This is a genomic window from Streptosporangium sp. NPDC002607 (assembly GCF_053592655.1).
Genome location: NZ_JBSFWD010000001.1, coordinates 46264 through 64095 on the forward strand (window position 1 = coordinate 46264; position 17832 = coordinate 64095).

The following is a 17832-nucleotide window of genomic DNA, read 5'->3' on the forward strand; positions in this document are numbered from 1 at the left end:
CACAGCGACACCGTCCTCACCCCGGGCCTGTCCACCAACCACAGCGACACCGTCCTCACCCCGGGCCTGTCCACCAACCACAGCGACACCGTCCTCTAAGACGGCGAGGCACAGAGGCGTCGTTCCTCGCCGGAAACGCCCCGGCGAGGAACGGCAGGTTCAGGAAGGCCGCCAACGGCATTGAACGGTCCTTCTGAAACCACGGATCACCGCAGACGACAAGCAGGATAGGTGAAGCAGATGCCGGTGCGTGGATTAGTGCCACGTCTTCCACGACAGACCTGGCTCATTCTCAGCGGCGATGCCGTGTCCGCGCTCGGCACGGGGATGACACTGCCCTTCTTCCTCGTCTACCTACACCGCATGCGGGATATCGACCTTGCCCTGGCAGGGCCGATCTTCTCGATGATCGCGGTCGCGGGACTCATCGGAAACCCTCTCGGCGGTCTGCTCTCGGATCGCTTCGGCGCGCGGCAGACCAGCGTGGCGGGCCTTGTCACCGTCGCCGCGGGAACCACGGGCCTGGCGGTCATCCAGTCGGCCTGGCAGGGATTTCTCGCGGCCGGGGTGTACGGGCTCGGCATCGCGATCACGGCACCGGCCTTCCAGTCGCTTCTCGGCGGCTCGGTGCCCGCGGAGTTGCGGGCGCAGGCCTTCGCGGTCCGGCAGGCCACCGTCAACGTCGGCCACAGCGCCGGAGGGCTGGTGGCGGCGTTCGTGGTGAGCTTCTCGTCGTTGCGGAGCTTCGTGATCCTCTACCTGTTGGACGCGGTGACGTTCCTGATCTTCGCCATGCTGATCGCCCGGTTCACGCATAATCCTCCACAGATCCAGAAAACGCCGATCACCTCCGTCGCGGGCGGTTATCGCGAGGTGGTTTCGAACCGGACGCTGCGGAGGATCTGGGTTCTGGTGGTGGCCGTGGTCGTGTGCGGGTTCGCGGCCTACTACACCGCCTATCCGATCTACGCCACCGAGGTCGGCGGGCTCGACGCCGGAGGCCTGCGCTTCACCTTCATCGTGCAGACCTGCATGATCGTGGTCGCCCAGCTCTTCGTGCTCCGTCTCATGACCGGCCGGCGCCGAACTCGCGGGTTCGCGCTCTGCGCCGTGCTGATGGCCGCGGCGTGGGCGACGGTACTGGTCACCCCGCTACTGGGAGACGGCGGGATCGCCCTGACCGGATTCACGATCGCGCTGACGCTGTTCGCCATCGGGGATGCCTTCCTCGCCCCGACCATCCCGCCGATCATCAACGATCTCGCCGACGACTCGAACAGGGGACGGTACAACGGGGCGTACACCCTCGCATGGACCAGTGGTTACGTCATCGGCCCCGGATTGGCGGGTATGGCGCTCGGCGCCGGCTACGGTTCGGTGCTCTTCATGGTGCTGGTGGGGGTGCTCGTCCTGGTGGCCGGCCAGGCGATCCGGCTGGAGCGGTTCCTTCCCCCGTCGGTGAACGGGGTCTCCGCCGAAACGACTCCCACCGAGGCGATCGAGGTGGCACAGGGGGGCGGCTCGCATGACGGCTGAAGAGACACCCGCCATGACGGACCTCGACCTCTCCCGTGAGCACGAGCGGGCAGGCCGCTATGCGGAGGCGTACGACGGCGTCATGGTCGCCGTCCACGATCTCACCGGCGGCGCCCGCGCGGGCCACCCGGACGCCGGTGGCGATCTCGCCGACGCCCTGATGCTCGCGAGCCAGCTGTGCCTGCGCCTCGGACGCCACGATGAGGCCGAACGCCACCTCGAACGCGCGGCCGAGGTCACCCGGACGGGCGATCCGGAGATCCGGCTACGGGTGACCGTGGACCGCGCCGACCTGCTGCGGGCCAGGGGGCGCTACGGCGACGCCGACGTAATGCTCAGGAACGCGCTGGTCCTGGCGGAGGAATCCTGCGGCCCTGACTCCCTCGCCGTCGTCCGGGTCTGCAACAGCCTGGGCGTACTTCACAAGTACACCGGTCGGTTCGACGAGTCCGAGCGGTCGTACCAGCGCGCTCTGAAGATCGTCGAAGCCCTGCACGGCGCGGACCATCCCTACCTCGCCGACATCAATCACAACCTCGGCGGGCTGAACCACGCACGCGGCACCCACGCGCTCGGCGAGCCCTTCGCCCGCCGCGCGGTGGAGATCCGGCGGCTGGTACACGGTCCCGCCCATCCTGAGGTCTCCGGCGACCAGGTGGCGCTCGCCGCGATCCTGCGCGAGCTCGGCGAGGAGGAGGAGGCCGAGCGGCTGCTGCGCGAGGCCCTCGCCGTCTTCGAGGAGCACTTCGGGCCCGAGCACTACGAGGTCGCGTCGACTCTGAACAACCTCGCCGCGTTCCAGTACACCAGGGGGGATCTGGAAGCGGCTGAGGCGACCTATCGCAAGGTGCTCACGATCAAGGAAGAGCTTCTGGGCGAGAACCATCCCGAGCTGGCCGTGGCCCTGAACAACCTCGCGGCGACCCTGCGCGGGAGCGGCCGGCCAAAGGAGGCCGTGACGTTCCTGGAGCGGGCGCTGAACCTGCTGGACGGCGTGGTGGAGCGGGACCAACCCGTCCGGCTGGCCTGCCTCGGCAACCTCGACGCCTGTCGGCGGTTGATGAGCTCACCGGAAGCCCGGTAAATCAGCGGGCGCGCGTCCGGGACCGCGGCGTGTACCGTGCCCCCTCGACGAACCGCAGGGATGGAGCTGACCGGCCTGTCGACACTGTTCGGCGGGCCGACCCCGTACGGGCCGCCTCCCCGCACCGGTTCGGCGACGCCTTCGCGGCGTACGGGGTCGCCCCGCCGCGTCCCCGAGCCACGGGCCGGCCGAGGAGCCGACGGCGGATCCGGACCAGCGGCCGTTCGCCTTCTTCGGCCACAGGGGTACGGCACCAGGTCCTCAGGCGCGTGCGTCGCGCCGGCAGCGGCGCGCACAGCGCCGAAAGGGGGCCTTGACGGGAGAGTCAGGCAGGTGGTCGAGACCACTGCCAGGGTTTGCAGTGGATTCCAAGCTCTCCTCAAGGGGGATCGGTGATTGTGATTGCGTTCAAACCGCTCGGTTCCGCAGTCCAGAACCAAGCCGCCCCCATAGGAAGACGCCCATGTCACGCCAGCCCGCACGCGGCTGTTCATCCACTACGACAAGCCAACTCTCCGCGGAGCCTCTCCACGATGATGTGATGGGGCGGTCACGCGGGTTAGTGATCGATGTTTTCGGCGGATGCGTGTCCTCGTGACGACGCCGCGCCCGCAGTCGGTACTGAATCATTCCTTCTCCCCCTCACGCACCGCGCATGGGCGCCGACCCCGGCATGGTCGGCCTGGTCCTCCCGATGACCGCGGTCGTGGGATCCGTCGGAAATCCCGTTGCCGGTCCGCCCGCGAGTCGTCCTGATTCGCGGAAGACCGGCGTGGGCACGCTTGCGCGGCAGGCTGCGGCATCGCCATGTCCGAACTCCGGAAGTGGCACGTGCCAGGTCCAGGCCTGCCGACGCTCGATGCTGAGTGGGCACTAATGGTGGCATTTCGGGTTCTTGGAGCGTTCGAAGTAATCGGCGCCGGAAGGCCGGTGAACCTCGGGGCACCACGACAGCGTTCGGTTCTCGGGCGATTATTGGTCGCCCGCGGCCAAGTCGTGCCGATCACACGCATGATCGACGACCTGTGGGGCGGCCACCCGCCGGGAAGCGCCGTCACCTCGGTGCACGCCTACGTCTCCAACCTACGGCGCGTCCTGGAATCGGACCGCGCGGCGGGCACCCCGCCCCAGGTGCTGGTCACGGTCTCTCCTGGCTATGCCATACGGAGCAAGGAGGCGGACGCCTGGCGGTTCGAGGACATGGCTCGGCGGGGAGCCGCGTTCCTGGGCGCAGGAGACGCCCGCGCGGCTCTGCGCGAGCTCGACGCGGCAATCGAGATCTGGCGGGGACCGGCGTACGCCGAGTTCGCCACGGCCGACTGGGCGCTGTCCGAGATCGCCCGCCTGGACGAGCTGCACACCATGGCCGTCGAGCACCGCGCGACCGCGGCAATCGCGCTCGACTCGCCGGGCACCGTGATCGCCGACCTGCGCGCCCACCTCGCCGAGCACCCGCTACGGGAGGAGGGATGGCGGCTGCTCGCGATCGCCCTCTACCACCAGGGCAGGCAGGGGGACGCGCTCGTCGCACTCAGACAGGCCCGCCACACCATCGCCGAGGAACTCGGCGTCGACCCGAGTCCGGCACTGCAACGGCTGGAAGCCGACATTCTCTCGCAATCTCCCGAGATCGCGCGGCCGGTCGCCGCGAACAAGCCCTTGGAGCACATGACCTCCTCCACAACGTTGTCCTCGCCGGAGAGACTCCGCCGGGTAAGGGCCGAGGCGGGTCCGGAGACCCTCGACCCGATATTCGGCAGGAAGAGGGAACTGGCCCTGCTCGCCGGGATGTCCCGGGGCATCGCGCTGATCAGCGGTGAGGCGGGCATAGGAAAGTCCGCCCTGGTGAAAGCGGTTGTCGCCGGACACTCGCGCTCTGGTCGGCAGGCCGCCATCAGCCGCTGCCCGGAGACCGGCGGAGCTCCGGCCGGATGGGCGTGGGTGGAGATTCTGCGTACTCTCACGGCTCGCGTGGCCCCCGCCAAGGCGGTGGCCGCGCGGATCCGGCGGCTGCTCGCCGATCCGGATGCCCCGTACCCCGTCCACGGTGACGCGAACCTCACCGCCGAACGGTTCCGGTTCCGCCGCGACCTGGCGGCGTATTTGGCGGAGGTGGCCCGGGTCTCCCCGCTACTGCTCGTCCTCGACGACTTGCACCGGGCCGACGATGAGACGCTGGCCATCTTCGTGGACCTGGTTTCCGAGCTGAGGGACGCCGAGGTCCTCATCGTCGGCACTTTCCGCGAGGAGGAGGCGAACGGACTCGCGGAGACACTGGCCACGCTGGCCCGCCACGAGCCGCTCCGCATCGTCCTGGACGGGCTCGACCAGGACACGGCGGAGCGGCTCGTGGCCTCCGTCTCGGGCAGGGCGGTGACGCCTGGCGTGCTTGCCGCCGTAACCGACCGCACCGGCGGCAACCCCTTCTTCCTGCGCGAGACCGCCCGCCTGATCGCCACGGAGGGCGAGGACGCCGCCCTGTCGACCGTGCCCGCGGGGATACGCGACGTGCTCCGGCGCAGGTTCGCCCGCCTGCCCGCGTCCATCCGGGGCGTGCTGAGCGAGGCGGCGGTCATCGGCAGGGACTTCGACATCGACGTGCTGATCGATGTGAACGGCAACGGGGAGGAAGTCGTCGTGGAAGCGGTCGAGGCGGCCCTGACAGCCGGGTTGCTCGTCGAGCCCGAGGGTGGTGGGCTCCGCTTCACCCATGCCCTCACCCGGGACGCGCTCTACGGTGAGATGTCCCGCCTGCGGCAGATCCGCACCCACGGCAGGATCGCCGCGTCTCTCGAACGGCTCCGCCCGCGCGAGGCCGCCGCCGTGGCCCACCACTTCGCCGCGAGCGGGAAGCCCTCAGCCGCCGCTCGCCACTGCGTGCTCGCCACCGAGCGAGCCAAAGGACGCTCGGCGTACCGCGAGGCGGCTTCCCTCTGGGGACGGGCGATCGAATTCGCGGACGAGGAGGATCTGGAACTGCTCGTGCGATGGGTCACCGCTCTGGCGCTCTGCGACAAGCTGGACGACGCCAGGGAGCTGTGGAAGCGGGCGATCCAGCTGGCCCTTCCGCACGCCGACCCCGAGCTGACCGCACGGGTCGTCGGCGTACTGGACAAGCCGGCGGTATACGGCACCGGGGGTGGCGACAAGGGCTTCCAAGAGGTCGTCCAGGTCATCGAGGAGGCGCTCTCCCTGCTGCCCGCGGGCGACCGCGCGGCACGCTGCCTGCTGCTCACCTCACTCGCCTTCGAGGTCGCGGGTTTCGGAGGCGAGGAGGCGACCCGGTTCACCGAGGCGGCAGACGAGGCGCAGGCCACGACCAGGCAGCCGAAGGGCCCGGAGGCGGTGGATCGCGACCCGTGCCGTGCACCTCCGTACAGGCAGGCTCTGTTCATGAGCCGCCGGTTTCGCGGGTGACGGGGAAGGGCACCGCGGCCACCACCGACCGGCCATTCGCGCGTGCCGTGGTCAGGCCCGGTACGGCGACCTGTACCGATCGGCGGTCAACCCTCGGCTCCAGTCGACCGCGTCGAGCGGCGTGGCCGTCTCGACGGGGACTATCAGCCCCGACTTGCCCGGGACCCCGTCACGCTCATTCCCGCCGTCGGCGGACAGCAGGACGCGGACGTGCTCCCCGAACACCTGCGTCGGCACGTCGTAGAGCGAGAGGGTGCGGCCGGGATCACCGGGGTCGGCGGCTTCCGCGACGAGCTTCAGCCCCGCGGCGGCGACGTAGCGGTACCAACCGAGGGATTCGATGGCGCACCTGCGGATCTCCTCGTTCCCCTCGGCCAGGATGGCCTCGGGGGTGGGATCGGTGATGACCCACTCGGGGACCCGGATGCCGTGCCAGGCGTGGAGCGCGTACCCGTCGGGCCAGGAAAGGGCGGGGCCGGTTTCGCAGTGAAGCCGATGGTCGTCGTCCCGGAGGATGGCGATGGGACGTTCGGACAGGACCACCGCCCCGTTCAGCGGGATCCACCAGCCGAGGTGCCGGCTCGCCTCCGCCAGCGTCTCCAGACGCTCGCCGGGCTCCAGCCCGGCTATCCGGAAAGCGCAGGTGTACAGTGCGATCCAATAGGCCTCGCGCCAGATGTCGAGGATCCCCCACACGTATGTGCAGGTCTCGGACCGGAACTGCTCCCACAGCCGGCCGAGGAGCTGGCCTCCAAGCTGGGCTCTGAGCTGCCGCCAGAGCTGCTCCCAGAGCCGTTCCTTGAGCTGGCTCCGCAACCGGTCCCAGAGCTGGTTGCCCAGCCGGGCCCTCAGCCGGTCGTGCATCTGGTCCTTGAGCCGGTCTTTGAGCTCCTCCTTGACCTGGCTCCTGCTGGAAACCCGCAGGTCGTCGCCGAGCCCGCTCCGGCGGACCTCCACGGACCGCTCCCACGAGGGGTTCGCGGGGGGAAGCCGGTCGAAGGCCGTGACGGTCGACAGACATTCCATCGGGGAGTCGGCCCATATCACGAGAGAGGGGGCGTCCAGCCCGGCGGCGCCGTACGCGTGGCGCACGGCCCATTCCGCCCTGTCCTTGTCGACGGCCACGGTGGACAGTCCGTGGTCCATCCACTCGCGGAGCACGGCGTCAATGATTTCCTCGTGTTCAGAGGTGAGATCACCCCCGAAGGCGGATGGACACATGGTGCTCAAGTGTTCTCTCCATTCGCACGTCAGATACGGACAGGACTGATGGATCTCCTGTCACGTAACGAGGTCCGAGCCGGACTGTCGGGCACCAGCTTCGCCTGCCGTTCTTGGTGGATGCTTGGCGCCCAGCGCACCCCCACCTTGACTCACGGGGTCGACGTCGCGAATCGGCCGTCGCACGCTCCCGGATGCGGCCTCTGCCGACGCGGCCCGCCGAGTCGCGCTGTCTCATGGCGGGGCCGCGGGCGCGCTCCGCCCTGTGCGCGAGGCTCGAACGCATGGCAAGGCCCTCGGGGGACGGCCCTCGCCCCGGCCGAACGCGGGGCGGCCGTCATCTTGAGGTCAGCGAGGAACGAGCCGACGGGTGAGAGCGCGGGTCAGCTCCTCGATGTCACTTCCCGGCTCGGGCTGGATGTTGCCCTCCACGAACAGGTTGGCAAGACCGTGCATGAGCGCCCACGCCGCCAGGGCGACGGTCCAGTCGGCCGAACCGGGATGCCTCGCCGTGCCGCGCAGCAGCTGGTGCCCGGTTCGCTCGCGAGCGGCCACGAATTCGGGGTCCCTGGTGTCGAGCAGGTCGGTGGCGCGCATGACCGCGAAATACGCCCGGTTACCGGTGGCGAAGAGCACGTAGGCGACGCCGAGCTCGACGAGCCCGCCAACCGCCCGCGCTCGCTCCAACTCATCGGCCAGCTGATGGTAACCCTCCACGGCTATCGCGGTGAGAAGGCCCGTCTTGTTGCGGAAGTGATGGGTTGGCGCGGCGTGTGAGACGTCCACATGGCGGGCCACGTCGCGCAGGCTGAGCGCGGCGGGTCCGTCCTTCGCGATGGCCTCCATGGCGGCGTCCAGCAAAGCTCGTCGCAGGTCACCGTGATGATAAGGATATTTTTGATCACTCCTGCTCACGCGGGCCATACTAACCGGATCCGTGTCCCGGGCAGGAGGACCACCCGTCACGGCCGGGGCACGGCGGTTCCGGGCTCCTCACCGGAATGATCTGCGGCTCCGGCACCGCTCGGGGACGAGCGGCCGACACGATCCGGTACGCCCTCCATTCTTTTCAGGTCGTCCGGCGTCTCTTTCCACAGGCGCGCGTCCGCGCAGATGCGGATCTCGACGACCTCGCTGATGTGCCGTCCTCCGCACCGGTCTCCGGGCACCACCAGGTGCGGCCCGCGCGCGTCCAGGTCGTCGTCGTCCATCCGGACGCCCACCAGCACCGGGACATCGCCGAACTCCGGGTCGATCTCCCCCCACGACAGCACCGCGTGATGGCCGTCGCGCCCCAGCACCGACACCAGGAACCGCAGCCGATCCTTGCGCTCGGAGGCGTCGAAGACCGGCCCGGCCGCGCGGGCCACATCCAGGAGCAGGGGGCCGGTGAAGCGGTGGTGCCGGGTTCCCGAGGTACGGCAGGCGAAGCCGACCTCCACCGTCCGCTGCGGCAAGGCACGCAGATCGGCCATGCTCAACAGTCCGGGAAGGGACAGGTCGCCCGACAGGCGCAGCCGCCCGCCGGCGCGGACACGATCGGGGACGTCGATCGACATGGGCCTCAGCCCTCCCTCGCCCGTGATCAGGTCATGGACATGGACCTTTACCGCAATATTCCCGCCCCGCGTCTCGATCACACGCATATGCGAGGGTAAAGGCACATAACTATGGCAGGCACGAGAGCCGGTCGAGATTTCTTCTCGCATCCGCATCCTGCGGGAGAGCGAACGCATCAATTTTTCGGCGTGATCCCTCGCTCCGAGTCCTTCCCCGGCCTCTCCCGCAGAGGGGCTGCTCCCCTCCTTCAGAGGCGGGGAGCGAGGGTGATCGCGTCGAGGAGGCGGGGGGCGAGGGCGGCGGCCTGGGCGCGGATCTCCGCGATCGCGGTGCTCTCGTACAGGCTTCCGCGCAGCAGCGGGCCCAGGGCGAAGATCCGGCCGTCCGGCCGTCCGGCCGCGTCCAGGACCACGCCGCCGGGGCCGGCCTCCAGGCCGAGCCCCAGACGGTCGGGCCGGGCCGTGCCGGTGGCGAGGAGAGCGGCCAGGAAGGGGTCGCGGGCGATGTCGGCGCCGGGACCGGTGGCGTTGACCAGCCAGCCGACGTCGAGTTCCCTGACCGCGCCACCGCCGGTGTCCAGGTGGACGCGAAGCCCGCCGGGGCCGGTCACGGCCCGGACCAGTTGCCCGCGCAGCACGTGGAGGCGGCCCGCGGCCCGCAGGGCGGCGATCCGGGCGGCGGTGGCGGGCGGGATCCGATGGCGGTGGACCTCCCAGTAGCGGGCGGCCAGGTCCAGGAACCGCCGCTGGTCATCGAGGGAGAGCCGGGCCCACAGGCTCTGGGTCTGCGGCCGCAGGCCGTCGACCACGCCGCACCAGTCGCCCCCGTTGTCCCTGACCGCGACGCGCACGGCGCGCAGCAGGGTGGCGATCCCCAGCGGCCCGTCCGGGAACGGCATCGCCACCGGGGGCGGCACGGGATCGGGGTGCGGCCGCGGCAGCAGGGCGTGCCGGGACACCGCGTACACCACCGCATCCGGGTGCGCCCCGGTCACGGTGACCGCCACATCCACCATCGTCAGCCCGGTCCCCAGCACGAGCGCCGGCGCGCCGTCGCCGACGCGGGCCAGCGCCTCCGGCGCCCACGGGTCGGCGACGTATCGGGGACTCCCTGCCTCCACGACGCGCGGCCGGGCCGCCGGGGCGCGATTGCCCAGCGCCAGGACGACGGCGCCGGCCTCGACGTGCCCGCCGCCGGACAGATGCACCCGCAAGCCCGGATCGCCGGTCAAAGCCTCGGCCGTACCGGTCACCCTGCGCACCCCCCGGACGGGCCACTCCTCGGCGCCGTCCAGCAGCGCGCGCAGGTAACGCCCGTAGATCCGCCGGGGCAGGTAATCGGAGCCGCAAACCGCCAACCCCGCATCACGGGCCCAGCCCAGCAGGTGGCCGGCGTCGCCCTCCAGCCCGCTCATCTTGTCGGCGCCGGCGTTGAGAAGGTGGTGGGGATCGACGGTGGAATAGGCCTGCCCCAGCCCGTGCCGCCCGTACCGGTCGATCATCACGACCTCCAGCGGCACGGCGCGCACCCGCGCCTCGCGCAGGAGGTGGACCGCGGCCAGGGTGCCGCTCGCGCCGCCACCCACGACGGCGACCACTTGAGAACCCGACATGCCACTCACAATAACCCACTAAACATGTAGGTTATGCACCTAATTGCGTTGCGAACCGGCCCATCCCCGCTGTTCCGAGAGCTCATCAGTGGCCACAGCGGGGTGAACCGAGGATGCCGGCGATCTCAACCGACCACGTCCGCGCCCGCCGGACTCCCCAACCCCACCCGGCCGACCGGCGATGTCCACCTCGCGCGCACCTGCATTGCGCCGACCTCACCGGAGAGCGGCCGGCCGACCCCCTCGTTGCGGTTGGCAACGTGCCCGTCGAGCGACTCCCGGCCCGCCATGACGGCGGCTTCCACCCCGGCGCGTGAACGTTCTTTCTCCCCATCTGAAAATGATGTTTTCAGCTGAAACAAAAGCGAGCACCGGACTGCGGTCCCCTCGGCCGCCTCCGGACGGCGCCGGACTTCACGGGATCGACGGCCGCGATCCATCCCAGGTGTTCGGAAGGGGGGCGGGCGGCGATACCGGCCCCGCGGGGACTCTTCAAGATCGAAATCACACCGCCGACGTCGATCCCGTGAAGTCCGGAACGCGCGAGGAATCCATTGACACCAAAGCCGGGACAATGCATCTTTACATCGACAAGTTCAATGCGGCAGAGATGACGGACGTCTGGGATTTCCAGCTGTTCAGGCTCTGTTGAGGCTGACTTACCGAGAAGCCCCGCCGTCGGACAATCGCATCATGATCATCCTACGGATGACAAACCAGGGAGACTTCCTTTGAGCACGGTCATGGACGAGTACGAAGGATCACTACAGGCCAGCCGTCGGCGTTTCCTCGAAGACGCGGCCGTTTCCGAGATTTCCTCCGCCGACGCCGACGAAAGGCTGTTCGCCCGTTGGATGCTGCGTTTCAACGCACACGGCGTCCACATGACGCATGACGTGGAGCACTGGATCTCCAGTGCCGGCGTACGCTGCGGCGAGCTGGGCATGGAGAAGCTGGAGAAGGCGCTGAAAGCGCACGCCAGGGCGGAGGCCGGGCACGACCGGATGATGGTCACCGACGCGAAGGCCATCGCCGACTGGTGGCAGGAGAGGTTCGGCGAGCCGCTCGACACCGAGCTCCTGCTGGCCGCTCCCCCGCTGGCCAGCACGAACTTCTACGCCAAGCTCCACGAAAAGGTGATCTCGGGGCCGAGGCCGTTCCTCCAGCTCGCCATCGAGTACGAGATCGAAAGACTGTCGATCACGATCGGCCCCACCCTGCTCGTCAACTGCCAGCGGGTCTTCGGCTCGGACCCGGCGTGCTACAGCTTCCTGGCCGAGCACGTGGAACTCGACGCCGGCCGCACCGCCTTCAACCAGCGGCAGCTCGGAGAGCTCCTCAAGCAGTTCCCCGACGCGCTGGACCTGATGGTGGAGACAGGCAAGACCGCGCTGACGTGGTACGCGGCCTTCATGGCCGAGTGCCTCGATCTCGCGAAGGCCGACCTGGAATCGGACAAGGTCGGCGTGTGAGCGCTCAGCCGACCGAGCAGGAGCTGCGCTTCCCGATCCCCGAGACCAGGTTGTGGCGCGAGGCGGGTTCCGTGGACACCAGGGAAGGCCTGATGGTCGACCTTCGGGTTCACCGGCAGTCACCCTTCGAGCAGCCGGCGGAGTGGCTGGAGGCGGTCCGCCGGTTCCGTGCGTGGGTCCTGTACGACAACGGCAGCAGACCGAGCTTCCGGGTCGCCGACACCGACTACGTCGACGCGCAGAGTCTCGACCTGGGCTCCTACCATCTCATCGCCTATCTGGAGGGCAGTGCGGAGATCGTCGGCTGCGTCCGCCTGGCGCCCCCGAAGCTGGCGCCCCGTTTCCAGACTCGGCGCCACCTCGGCGACCGGGAGTACGCCGACATGCTCGCGAACATGCAGGTTCCCGCCTTGTCGGTGTTCGAAGCCGGTTGGCTGGCCACGGCTCCCGAACTGCAGGGCCAGGGATTGGGCAGCTGGATGGTGAACGCGGTCGTCGCGGCCGGCCACGCCCTGGGTGCCTCCCTGTTGCTCAGCACGTTCGGCACCGGCCAGGGCCAGCACCTGCTGTTCGGCCACCTCGGCTGGCAGGCGTTCCCGGACACGGACAAGTTCTCCGCCCACTACCAGGACACCGTACGCGTGATCGCACACCGGCTCAGCCTCGGACCCACCGCGGCGGAACTGCGGCGGCACATGAACAACCTCTCGGCCGAGGGCACCGCCCACATCCAGGGGGTGCGCCCCTGACCCCGCTCCGCCTTCGGTGCACGACCTCAGCCCGCGGGAACTCGGTGCTCCCCGCGGGCGAGAGGCCGCTCGATCCGGAGTTCGCCGGGCTGGGGATCCCCGCACCGGCTCCCCGCCCGCGGGCGTTCCGGAGCCGGGACGCCCGCAGGAAGGCTCACGGTCAGCCGGCCGTCTTCTCGGGGGAGCCGATCGAGCGGAGGACCGCGTCGGGGATGACGAGATCGGCGCGAGAGCGGGTGGTGGCGACGAGGTCCGCGTTGCGCTGGTCGGTGCCCAGCACCCAGGCGACCGCGTCGTCGCGATCCTTGCCGAAGTACTCGTGGCGGGAGACAAGGCGGCGCACCCGCTCGTCGGGGCCGAGGTCGCAGTACCAGACCTCGTGGAGCCGCGGCCGTACGCGTGACCAGTCGCCCTGGTCGAGCAGCAGGTAGTTCCCCTCGGTGACGACGAGCCTGGCGGCCCGGGTGACCGGGATGCTGCCGGCGACCGGCTGCTCCAGGTCGCGCTCGAAGGCGGGCGCGTAGACCACGTCATCCTCGTCCTCGCGCAGGCGGCGGAGGAGTGCCGCGTAGCCGGCGGCGTCGAAGGTGTCGGGCGCCCCCTTGCGGTCGCGACGCCCGAGCCTGTCGAGCTCGACGTCGGCGAGGTGGAAGCCGTCCATCGGCACGTACGCCACCCACTCCCGCGCCGGCAGCCCCTCGGGAGGCGCCGGGCGCAGCATCTCGACCAGGTGCTCGGCGAGGGTGGTCTTGCCGGCCCCCGGACCGCCGGTGATGCCCAGCAGCGCGCGGTGCCCCTCCCGTACGAGAGAGCGGGCCCGAGCGGCGAGTTCGTCGAGGGAGGTCATCTCCCCGAACCTAGCCGAGCCGCCCCCCGTCCTCCAGCCCGGGTCGTACGCCTGCCGGAACACGATGCACCACTTTTCCCCCTTTTCGCCGTCTAGGTCGTGACGATGAGGAGCAGTGGCTCTGGCAGGAGCTGGCCGCGATCAAGTGAGCGGCTCGGGGCGCGCGGGGGGCGGCCCCGGGACCCGGCCTCCGGCTGACCCTGCGGGGTCAGCCGGAGTCGGCGTTGAAGGAGAGTTCCGAGGTCACCCGGTAGCGGTCGCCCCGGTAGATCGAGCGGGTGAACTCGACGATCCGGCCGCCGACGTCGCGGGTGGTGCGCTCGAAGAGCAGGGCCGGGGCGTGCTGGGGGACGTGCAGCAACTTGGCCTCGGTCTCGTCGGTGACCGTGGGCTCTATCGTCTGCACCGCGGTGCGGACGTCGACATTGAAACGTTCCCGGAGGAATCGGTAGAACGACCCCGACTCCATGTCGGCCGGGACGAGGCCGTCGACCAGGGCGTGCGGCAGATGGATGCGCTCGATCGCCATGGGCTCGTCGTCGACGACGCGTAGCCGGACGACCCTCAGGACGGGGTCGGCGGGAGAGAGCTGGAGCCGGGAGGCGAGCCGCGCGCCCGCGGGGGCGGAGCCGAACTCCAGGATGCGGCTGAGCCAGTTGCCCTCGGCGGGTGGCGCGTAGAACGAGTTGCCCGTCGTCGACGCCAGCGCCTGGGTGACCCGGTGCGGCCCGGTGAAGGTGCCGCGCCCCCGCTCGCGGACGAGCAGCCCCGACCTGACCAGATCGTCGATCGCCGCGCGCACCGTGGGCCGGGAGACTCCGAGCTCCCTGCAGAGATCCCGCTCCGAGGGGATCGCCTCGCCCGGTTTCATGTCGGCGATGAAGTCGAGCAGGACATCGCGCACCCGGTCGCGCTTGAGCCCGGACCTCATGTTTAGCGTCACGCCCCCACCTTACCTAGACCTTACCTATTTGTTACCAGTCGTCCGAGAAAAAACAAGCCTTGACGACGGAACTGGTAAGAGCCACCCTATGCGGAGCAGGCCAATTACTTACCAATACATGACCTCTGGGAGTACCGATGGGGCATCGCCTCCGCGCCACCGCGGCAGTGCTGACACTCGCCGCCGGCCTCACCGCATGCGGCTCCGCCGAGCCGTCACCCTCCGCGGACTCGCCCGGCTCGGCCGGCACCGGGAAGGGCGCCACGAACCTGACCGTGTGGGTCATGCGGGACAGCTTCTCCGACGCCCTGCTCGACCGCTTCCGCACCGACTACCTGGCGGCCCATCCGGGTGTCACCCTGGACATCCAGGTCCAGGAGTGGGACGGCATCGGGCAGAAGGTGACCAGCGCCCTGGCCAGCAATGACGCCCCGGACGTCATCGAGGTCGGAAACACCCAGGTCGCCGAGTACGCCGCCAGCGGCGGGGTGAAGGACCTCACCGACAAGGTCGCCGACCTGGGCGGCGGCGACTGGCTGCCCGGCCTGGCCGAACCGGGCAGGATCGACGGGCGCCAGTACGGCATCCCGTGGTACGCCGCCAACCGGGTGGTGATCTACAACAAGGACCTGTTCGCCAAGGCGTCCATCACCGCCCCGCCGAAGACGAGGCAGGAGTGGCTGGAGATCACGGCCAACCTCAACAAGGGCGGCGACCAGGGCATCTACCTGCCCGGCCAGAACTGGTACACCCTGGCGGGATTCATCTGGGACGAGGGCGGCGACCTCGCGGTCAACGAGGGCGGCACCTGGAAGGGCGGCCTCGGCACCCCCCAGGCGCTGGCCGGCATCGAGTTCTACCGGACCCTCCAGGCGCTGGGCAAGGGCCCCAAGGACTCCGACGAGGCCAAGCCGCCGCAGGCCGACGTCTTCGCCAAGGGCGACGTCGCCCAGCTCATCTCCGCGCCCGGTGGCGCGGTGGCGATCGAGAAGGCCAATCCGGAACTGAAGGGCAAGCTCGGGTTCTTCCCGATCCCGGGCAAGACCGCCGACAGGCCGGGCGCGGTGTTCACCGGCGGCTCCGACCTGGTCATCCCCGAGGCCTCGAAGAACCACGAGGCGGCCTACCAGGTGGTCAAGGCACTGGCGGGCGAGAAGTTCCAGGTCGACATGGCCAAGGAGATGAGCTACGTGCCCAACCGCGTCTCCCTCGCGGGCGCGCTGAGCGGCAACGAGGCGACGGCCGCGATGGCGGCGGGCGCCGCAGGCGGACACGCCACCCCCAACTCCCCCAACTGGGCCGCGGTCGAGGCCAAGAACCTGATCAAGGAGTATCTGACCAGGGTGCTCACCGGGGGTAACGCCGCCACCGAGGCCGCCAAGGTGGACCAGAACATCGCCGAGATCCTCAACACCAAGTCCTGACACCCGACCGGCAGGCCGGCCACCCGGCTTCCCCGCACCATCCGCACAACCCGTGCCGGTCCGCGCAAGCCTCACACCGCCCCCCGTACCGTCCGCTCCGAGGAGTGCCATGCCCGCTGCCTCCCAGGCCCCGCCCCGGCGGCGTGCCCGTGACCGGGACGCCACCGCACCCGCGCCGCCCGCGCCGCGACCCGGCGCGCGGCCGTCCCGGCTGAACGGCCTCTGGCCCTACCTGCTGATCGCGCCCACCCTGGCGGGCACCGCCTACCTGCTGCTCTACCCGCTGGTCCGCAGCGTCGTCATCTCCTTCCAGCACTTCAGGACCGGCGAGTTGATCCGCGGCGGGGCGGCGTTCGTCGGCCTGGACAACTACACGCGGGTGCTCGGGGGGGCGGAGTTCTGGGCCGTGGTGCGCAGGACCCTGCTCTGGACCGCCGTCAACGTCGTCCTCATCATGGTCGTCTCCACCGCGGTGGCACTGATGATCGCCCGGCTGGGCCGCAGGATGCGGCTGGCCGTGATGGGCGGCCTGGTGCTCACCTGGGCGACCCCCGTCCTCGCCGCCACCACGATCTTCCAGTGGCTCTTCCAGTCACGGCTGGGGGTGGTCAACTGGCTGCTGGTCACCTTGGGGTTCGAGTCCTTCAGGGACTACACCTGGTTCGCCCACGGCACCTCCACCTTCGCCATCCTGGTCGCCCTGGTCGTCTGGCAGTCCGTGCCGTTCGCCGCGCTCACCCTGTACGCGGGCCTGACCACCATCCCCGCCGAGCTGTACGAGGCCGCGCGGATCGACGGCGCGAGCGGGCGGCAGGTCTTCACCACCGTCACCTTCCCCATCCTGCGGCCGCTCTTCGGCCTGATCACCTCGCTGGAGGTGATCTGGGTGTTCAAGTGCTTCGCCCAGATCTGGGCGATCAGCAAGGGCGGCCCGGAGGAGGCCACCACCACCCTGCCCGTCTACGCGTTCCAGGTCGCACAGTCACTGCACAGGTACGACCTCGGCTCGGCGATCTCCAGCCTGACCGTGCTGATCCTGGTCGCCCTCCTGATCACCCATCTCCGGCGGATGCTCAAGCACGAGGGAGAGCACCTGTGACCGTCCCGCTGCGTCGCGTACCGCTGAACCTCGCGGCCCTGACCGTGCTGGCCGTCTCGGTCTTCCCCGTCTACTGGATGGTGCTGACCGCGTTCAAACCCACCAGGGACATCCAGTCGCAGACCCCGACCTTCTGGCCCGCCCACCCCACCCTGGAGCACTTCGCGACCGCGGTGAGCGCCGACGGTTTCTGGACGTTCTGGGGTAACAGTCTCACCGTCACCGCGAGCGCGGTGCTGCTGGCGCTGGTGGTCGCGCTGCTCGCCGCGTTCGCGGTGGCCCGGATGCGCTGGCGCGGGCGCAGGGCGTTCGTCCTGATGGTCTTCATCGCCCAGATGGCCCCCTGGGAGGCGCTGCTGGTGTCGATGTTCATCATCGCCCGCGACACCGGGATGCTCGACAGGCTGTCGATGCTCACCCTGATCTATTTCATGACGACGCTGCCGTTCACCATCGTGACCCTGCGCGGGTTCCTCGCCTCGATCCCTCCCGAACTGGAGGAGGCGGCGCTGATGGACGGGTGCGGCAGGATGGCCGCCTTCCGCCGGGTGGTCCTGCCGCTGCTCGCCCCCGGCCTGATGTCCACCTCCCTGTTCGGCTTCATCACCGCGTGGAACGAGTTCGCCTTCGCCAACGCGCTGATCATCAAGAACCAGGACGACCGGACGCTGCCCGTCTGGCTCTCCTCCTTCAGCAACGTCTTCGGCACCGACTGGGGCGCCACCATGGCCGCCTCGACCCTCTTCATGCTGCCGGTGCTGCTGATCTTCCTCGTCCTGCAGCGCAGGGTCACCTCAGGGATGATCGCCGGCGCCGTCAAGGGATAGGTCCCACCGTCCGTCCACAGGCGCGCCCTTCCGGGGCGCCG

At 69.7% G+C, this 17832-nt stretch carries 15 protein-coding genes; 9 read left to right on the plus strand and 6 right to left on the minus strand.

Annotation, left to right across the window (positions count from 1 at the left end; translation table 11 throughout):
• Positions 1-240 precede the first annotated feature (240 nt).
• From ACWD3H_RS00225 to ACWD3H_RS00235, 3 genes are all read left to right on the plus strand, one after another.
• The gene (locus tag ACWD3H_RS00225) at positions 241-1536 is read left to right on the plus strand and encodes an MFS transporter (protein WP_451953759.1); all 1296 of its coding nucleotides are present in this window, start codon (positions 241-243) and stop codon (positions 1534-1536) included.
• Positions 1526-2620 (plus strand): tetratricopeptide repeat protein, encoded by a 1095-nt coding sequence (locus tag ACWD3H_RS00230; RefSeq protein WP_451953483.1) that lies wholly within the window; start codon positions 1526-1528, stop codon positions 2618-2620. Before ACWD3H_RS00225 ends, ACWD3H_RS00230 begins: the two co-directional genes overlap by 11 nt.
• Before the next feature lie 876 nt (positions 2621-3496).
• Positions 3497-6037 carry a BTAD domain-containing putative transcriptional regulator gene (locus ACWD3H_RS00235; RefSeq protein ID WP_451953484.1) on the plus strand — a complete coding sequence of 847 codons (2541 nt, stop codon included), beginning with the start codon at positions 3497-3499 and terminating at the stop codon, positions 6035-6037.
• Between the two features lie 51 nt (positions 6038-6088).
• Here the strand turns inward: ACWD3H_RS00235 and ACWD3H_RS00240 are convergent, their stop codons facing one another.
• The 4 genes from ACWD3H_RS00240 to ACWD3H_RS00255 all read right to left on the minus strand — a co-directional run bounded on the left by ACWD3H_RS00240 (position 6089) and on the right by ACWD3H_RS00255 (position 10430).
• Complete coding sequence (locus ACWD3H_RS00240; protein WP_451953485.1) at positions 6089-7198, minus strand: DUF6745 domain-containing protein; 1110 nt, start codon at positions 7196-7198, stop codon at positions 6089-6091.
• 408 nt (positions 7199-7606) lie between these two features.
• Positions 7607-8182, minus strand: coding sequence for a TetR/AcrR family transcriptional regulator (locus ACWD3H_RS00245; RefSeq protein ID WP_451953486.1), 576 nt, complete (start codon positions 8180-8182; stop codon positions 7607-7609).
• A 38-nt stretch (positions 8183-8220) separates the two neighbouring features.
• Positions 8221-8817 (minus strand): molybdopterin-binding protein, encoded by a 597-nt coding sequence (locus ACWD3H_RS00250; protein ID WP_355550283.1) that lies wholly within the window; start codon positions 8815-8817, stop codon positions 8221-8223.
• A gap of 248 nt (positions 8818-9065) precedes the next feature.
• On the minus strand, positions 9066-10430 hold the full coding sequence (locus tag ACWD3H_RS00255; RefSeq protein ID WP_451953487.1) for an FAD/NAD(P)-binding protein: 1365 nt from the start codon (positions 10428-10430) through the stop codon (positions 9066-9068).
• A gap of 313 nt (positions 10431-10743) precedes the next feature.
• On the opposite strand from ACWD3H_RS00255, the gene ACWD3H_RS00260 reads away from it, so the two are divergent.
• The 3 genes from ACWD3H_RS00260 to ACWD3H_RS00270 all read left to right on the plus strand — a co-directional run bounded on the left by ACWD3H_RS00260 (position 10744) and on the right by ACWD3H_RS00270 (position 12651).
• Positions 10744-11082: a hypothetical protein gene (locus ACWD3H_RS00260; RefSeq protein ID WP_451953488.1), complete on the plus strand. Its 339-nt coding sequence runs from the start codon at positions 10744-10746 to the stop codon at positions 11080-11082.
• 79 nt (positions 11083-11161) lie between these two features.
• The gene (locus ACWD3H_RS00265) at positions 11162-11902 is read left to right on the plus strand and encodes a hypothetical protein (protein WP_451953489.1); all 741 of its coding nucleotides are present in this window, start codon (positions 11162-11164) and stop codon (positions 11900-11902) included.
• Positions 11899-12651 (plus strand): GNAT family N-acetyltransferase, encoded by a 753-nt coding sequence (locus ACWD3H_RS00270; RefSeq protein ID WP_451953490.1) that lies wholly within the window; start codon positions 11899-11901, stop codon positions 12649-12651. Before ACWD3H_RS00265 ends, ACWD3H_RS00270 begins: the two co-directional genes overlap by 4 nt.
• A 160-nt stretch (positions 12652-12811) precedes the next feature.
• Here ACWD3H_RS00270 and ACWD3H_RS00275 read toward each other — a convergent pair whose 3' ends face one another.
• On the minus strand, positions 12812-13498 hold the full coding sequence (locus ACWD3H_RS00275; RefSeq protein ID WP_355550273.1) for a nucleoside/nucleotide kinase family protein: 687 nt from the start codon (positions 13496-13498) through the stop codon (positions 12812-12814).
• Positions 13499-13706: 208 nt separating this feature from the next.
• The gene (locus ACWD3H_RS00280) at positions 13707-14441 is read right to left on the minus strand and encodes a GntR family transcriptional regulator (protein WP_350929266.1); all 735 of its coding nucleotides are present in this window, start codon (positions 14439-14441) and stop codon (positions 13707-13709) included.
• A 137-nt stretch (positions 14442-14578) separates the two neighbouring features.
• On the opposite strand from ACWD3H_RS00280, the gene ACWD3H_RS00285 reads away from it, so the two are divergent.
• The 3 genes from ACWD3H_RS00285 to ACWD3H_RS00295 all read left to right on the plus strand — a co-directional run bounded on the left by ACWD3H_RS00285 (position 14579) and on the right by ACWD3H_RS00295 (position 17791).
• Complete coding sequence (locus ACWD3H_RS00285; protein WP_451953491.1) at positions 14579-15865, plus strand: extracellular solute-binding protein; 1287 nt, start codon at positions 14579-14581, stop codon at positions 15863-15865.
• A gap of 109 nt (positions 15866-15974) precedes the next feature.
• Complete coding sequence (locus tag ACWD3H_RS00290) at positions 15975-16964, plus strand: carbohydrate ABC transporter permease (RefSeq protein WP_451953492.1); 990 nt, start codon at positions 15975-15977, stop codon at positions 16962-16964.
• Positions 16961-17791: a carbohydrate ABC transporter permease gene (locus ACWD3H_RS00295; protein ID WP_350929273.1), complete on the plus strand. Its 831-nt coding sequence runs from the start codon at positions 16961-16963 to the stop codon at positions 17789-17791. Before ACWD3H_RS00290 ends, ACWD3H_RS00295 begins: the two co-directional genes overlap by 4 nt.
• Positions 17792-17832 lie beyond the last annotated feature (41 nt).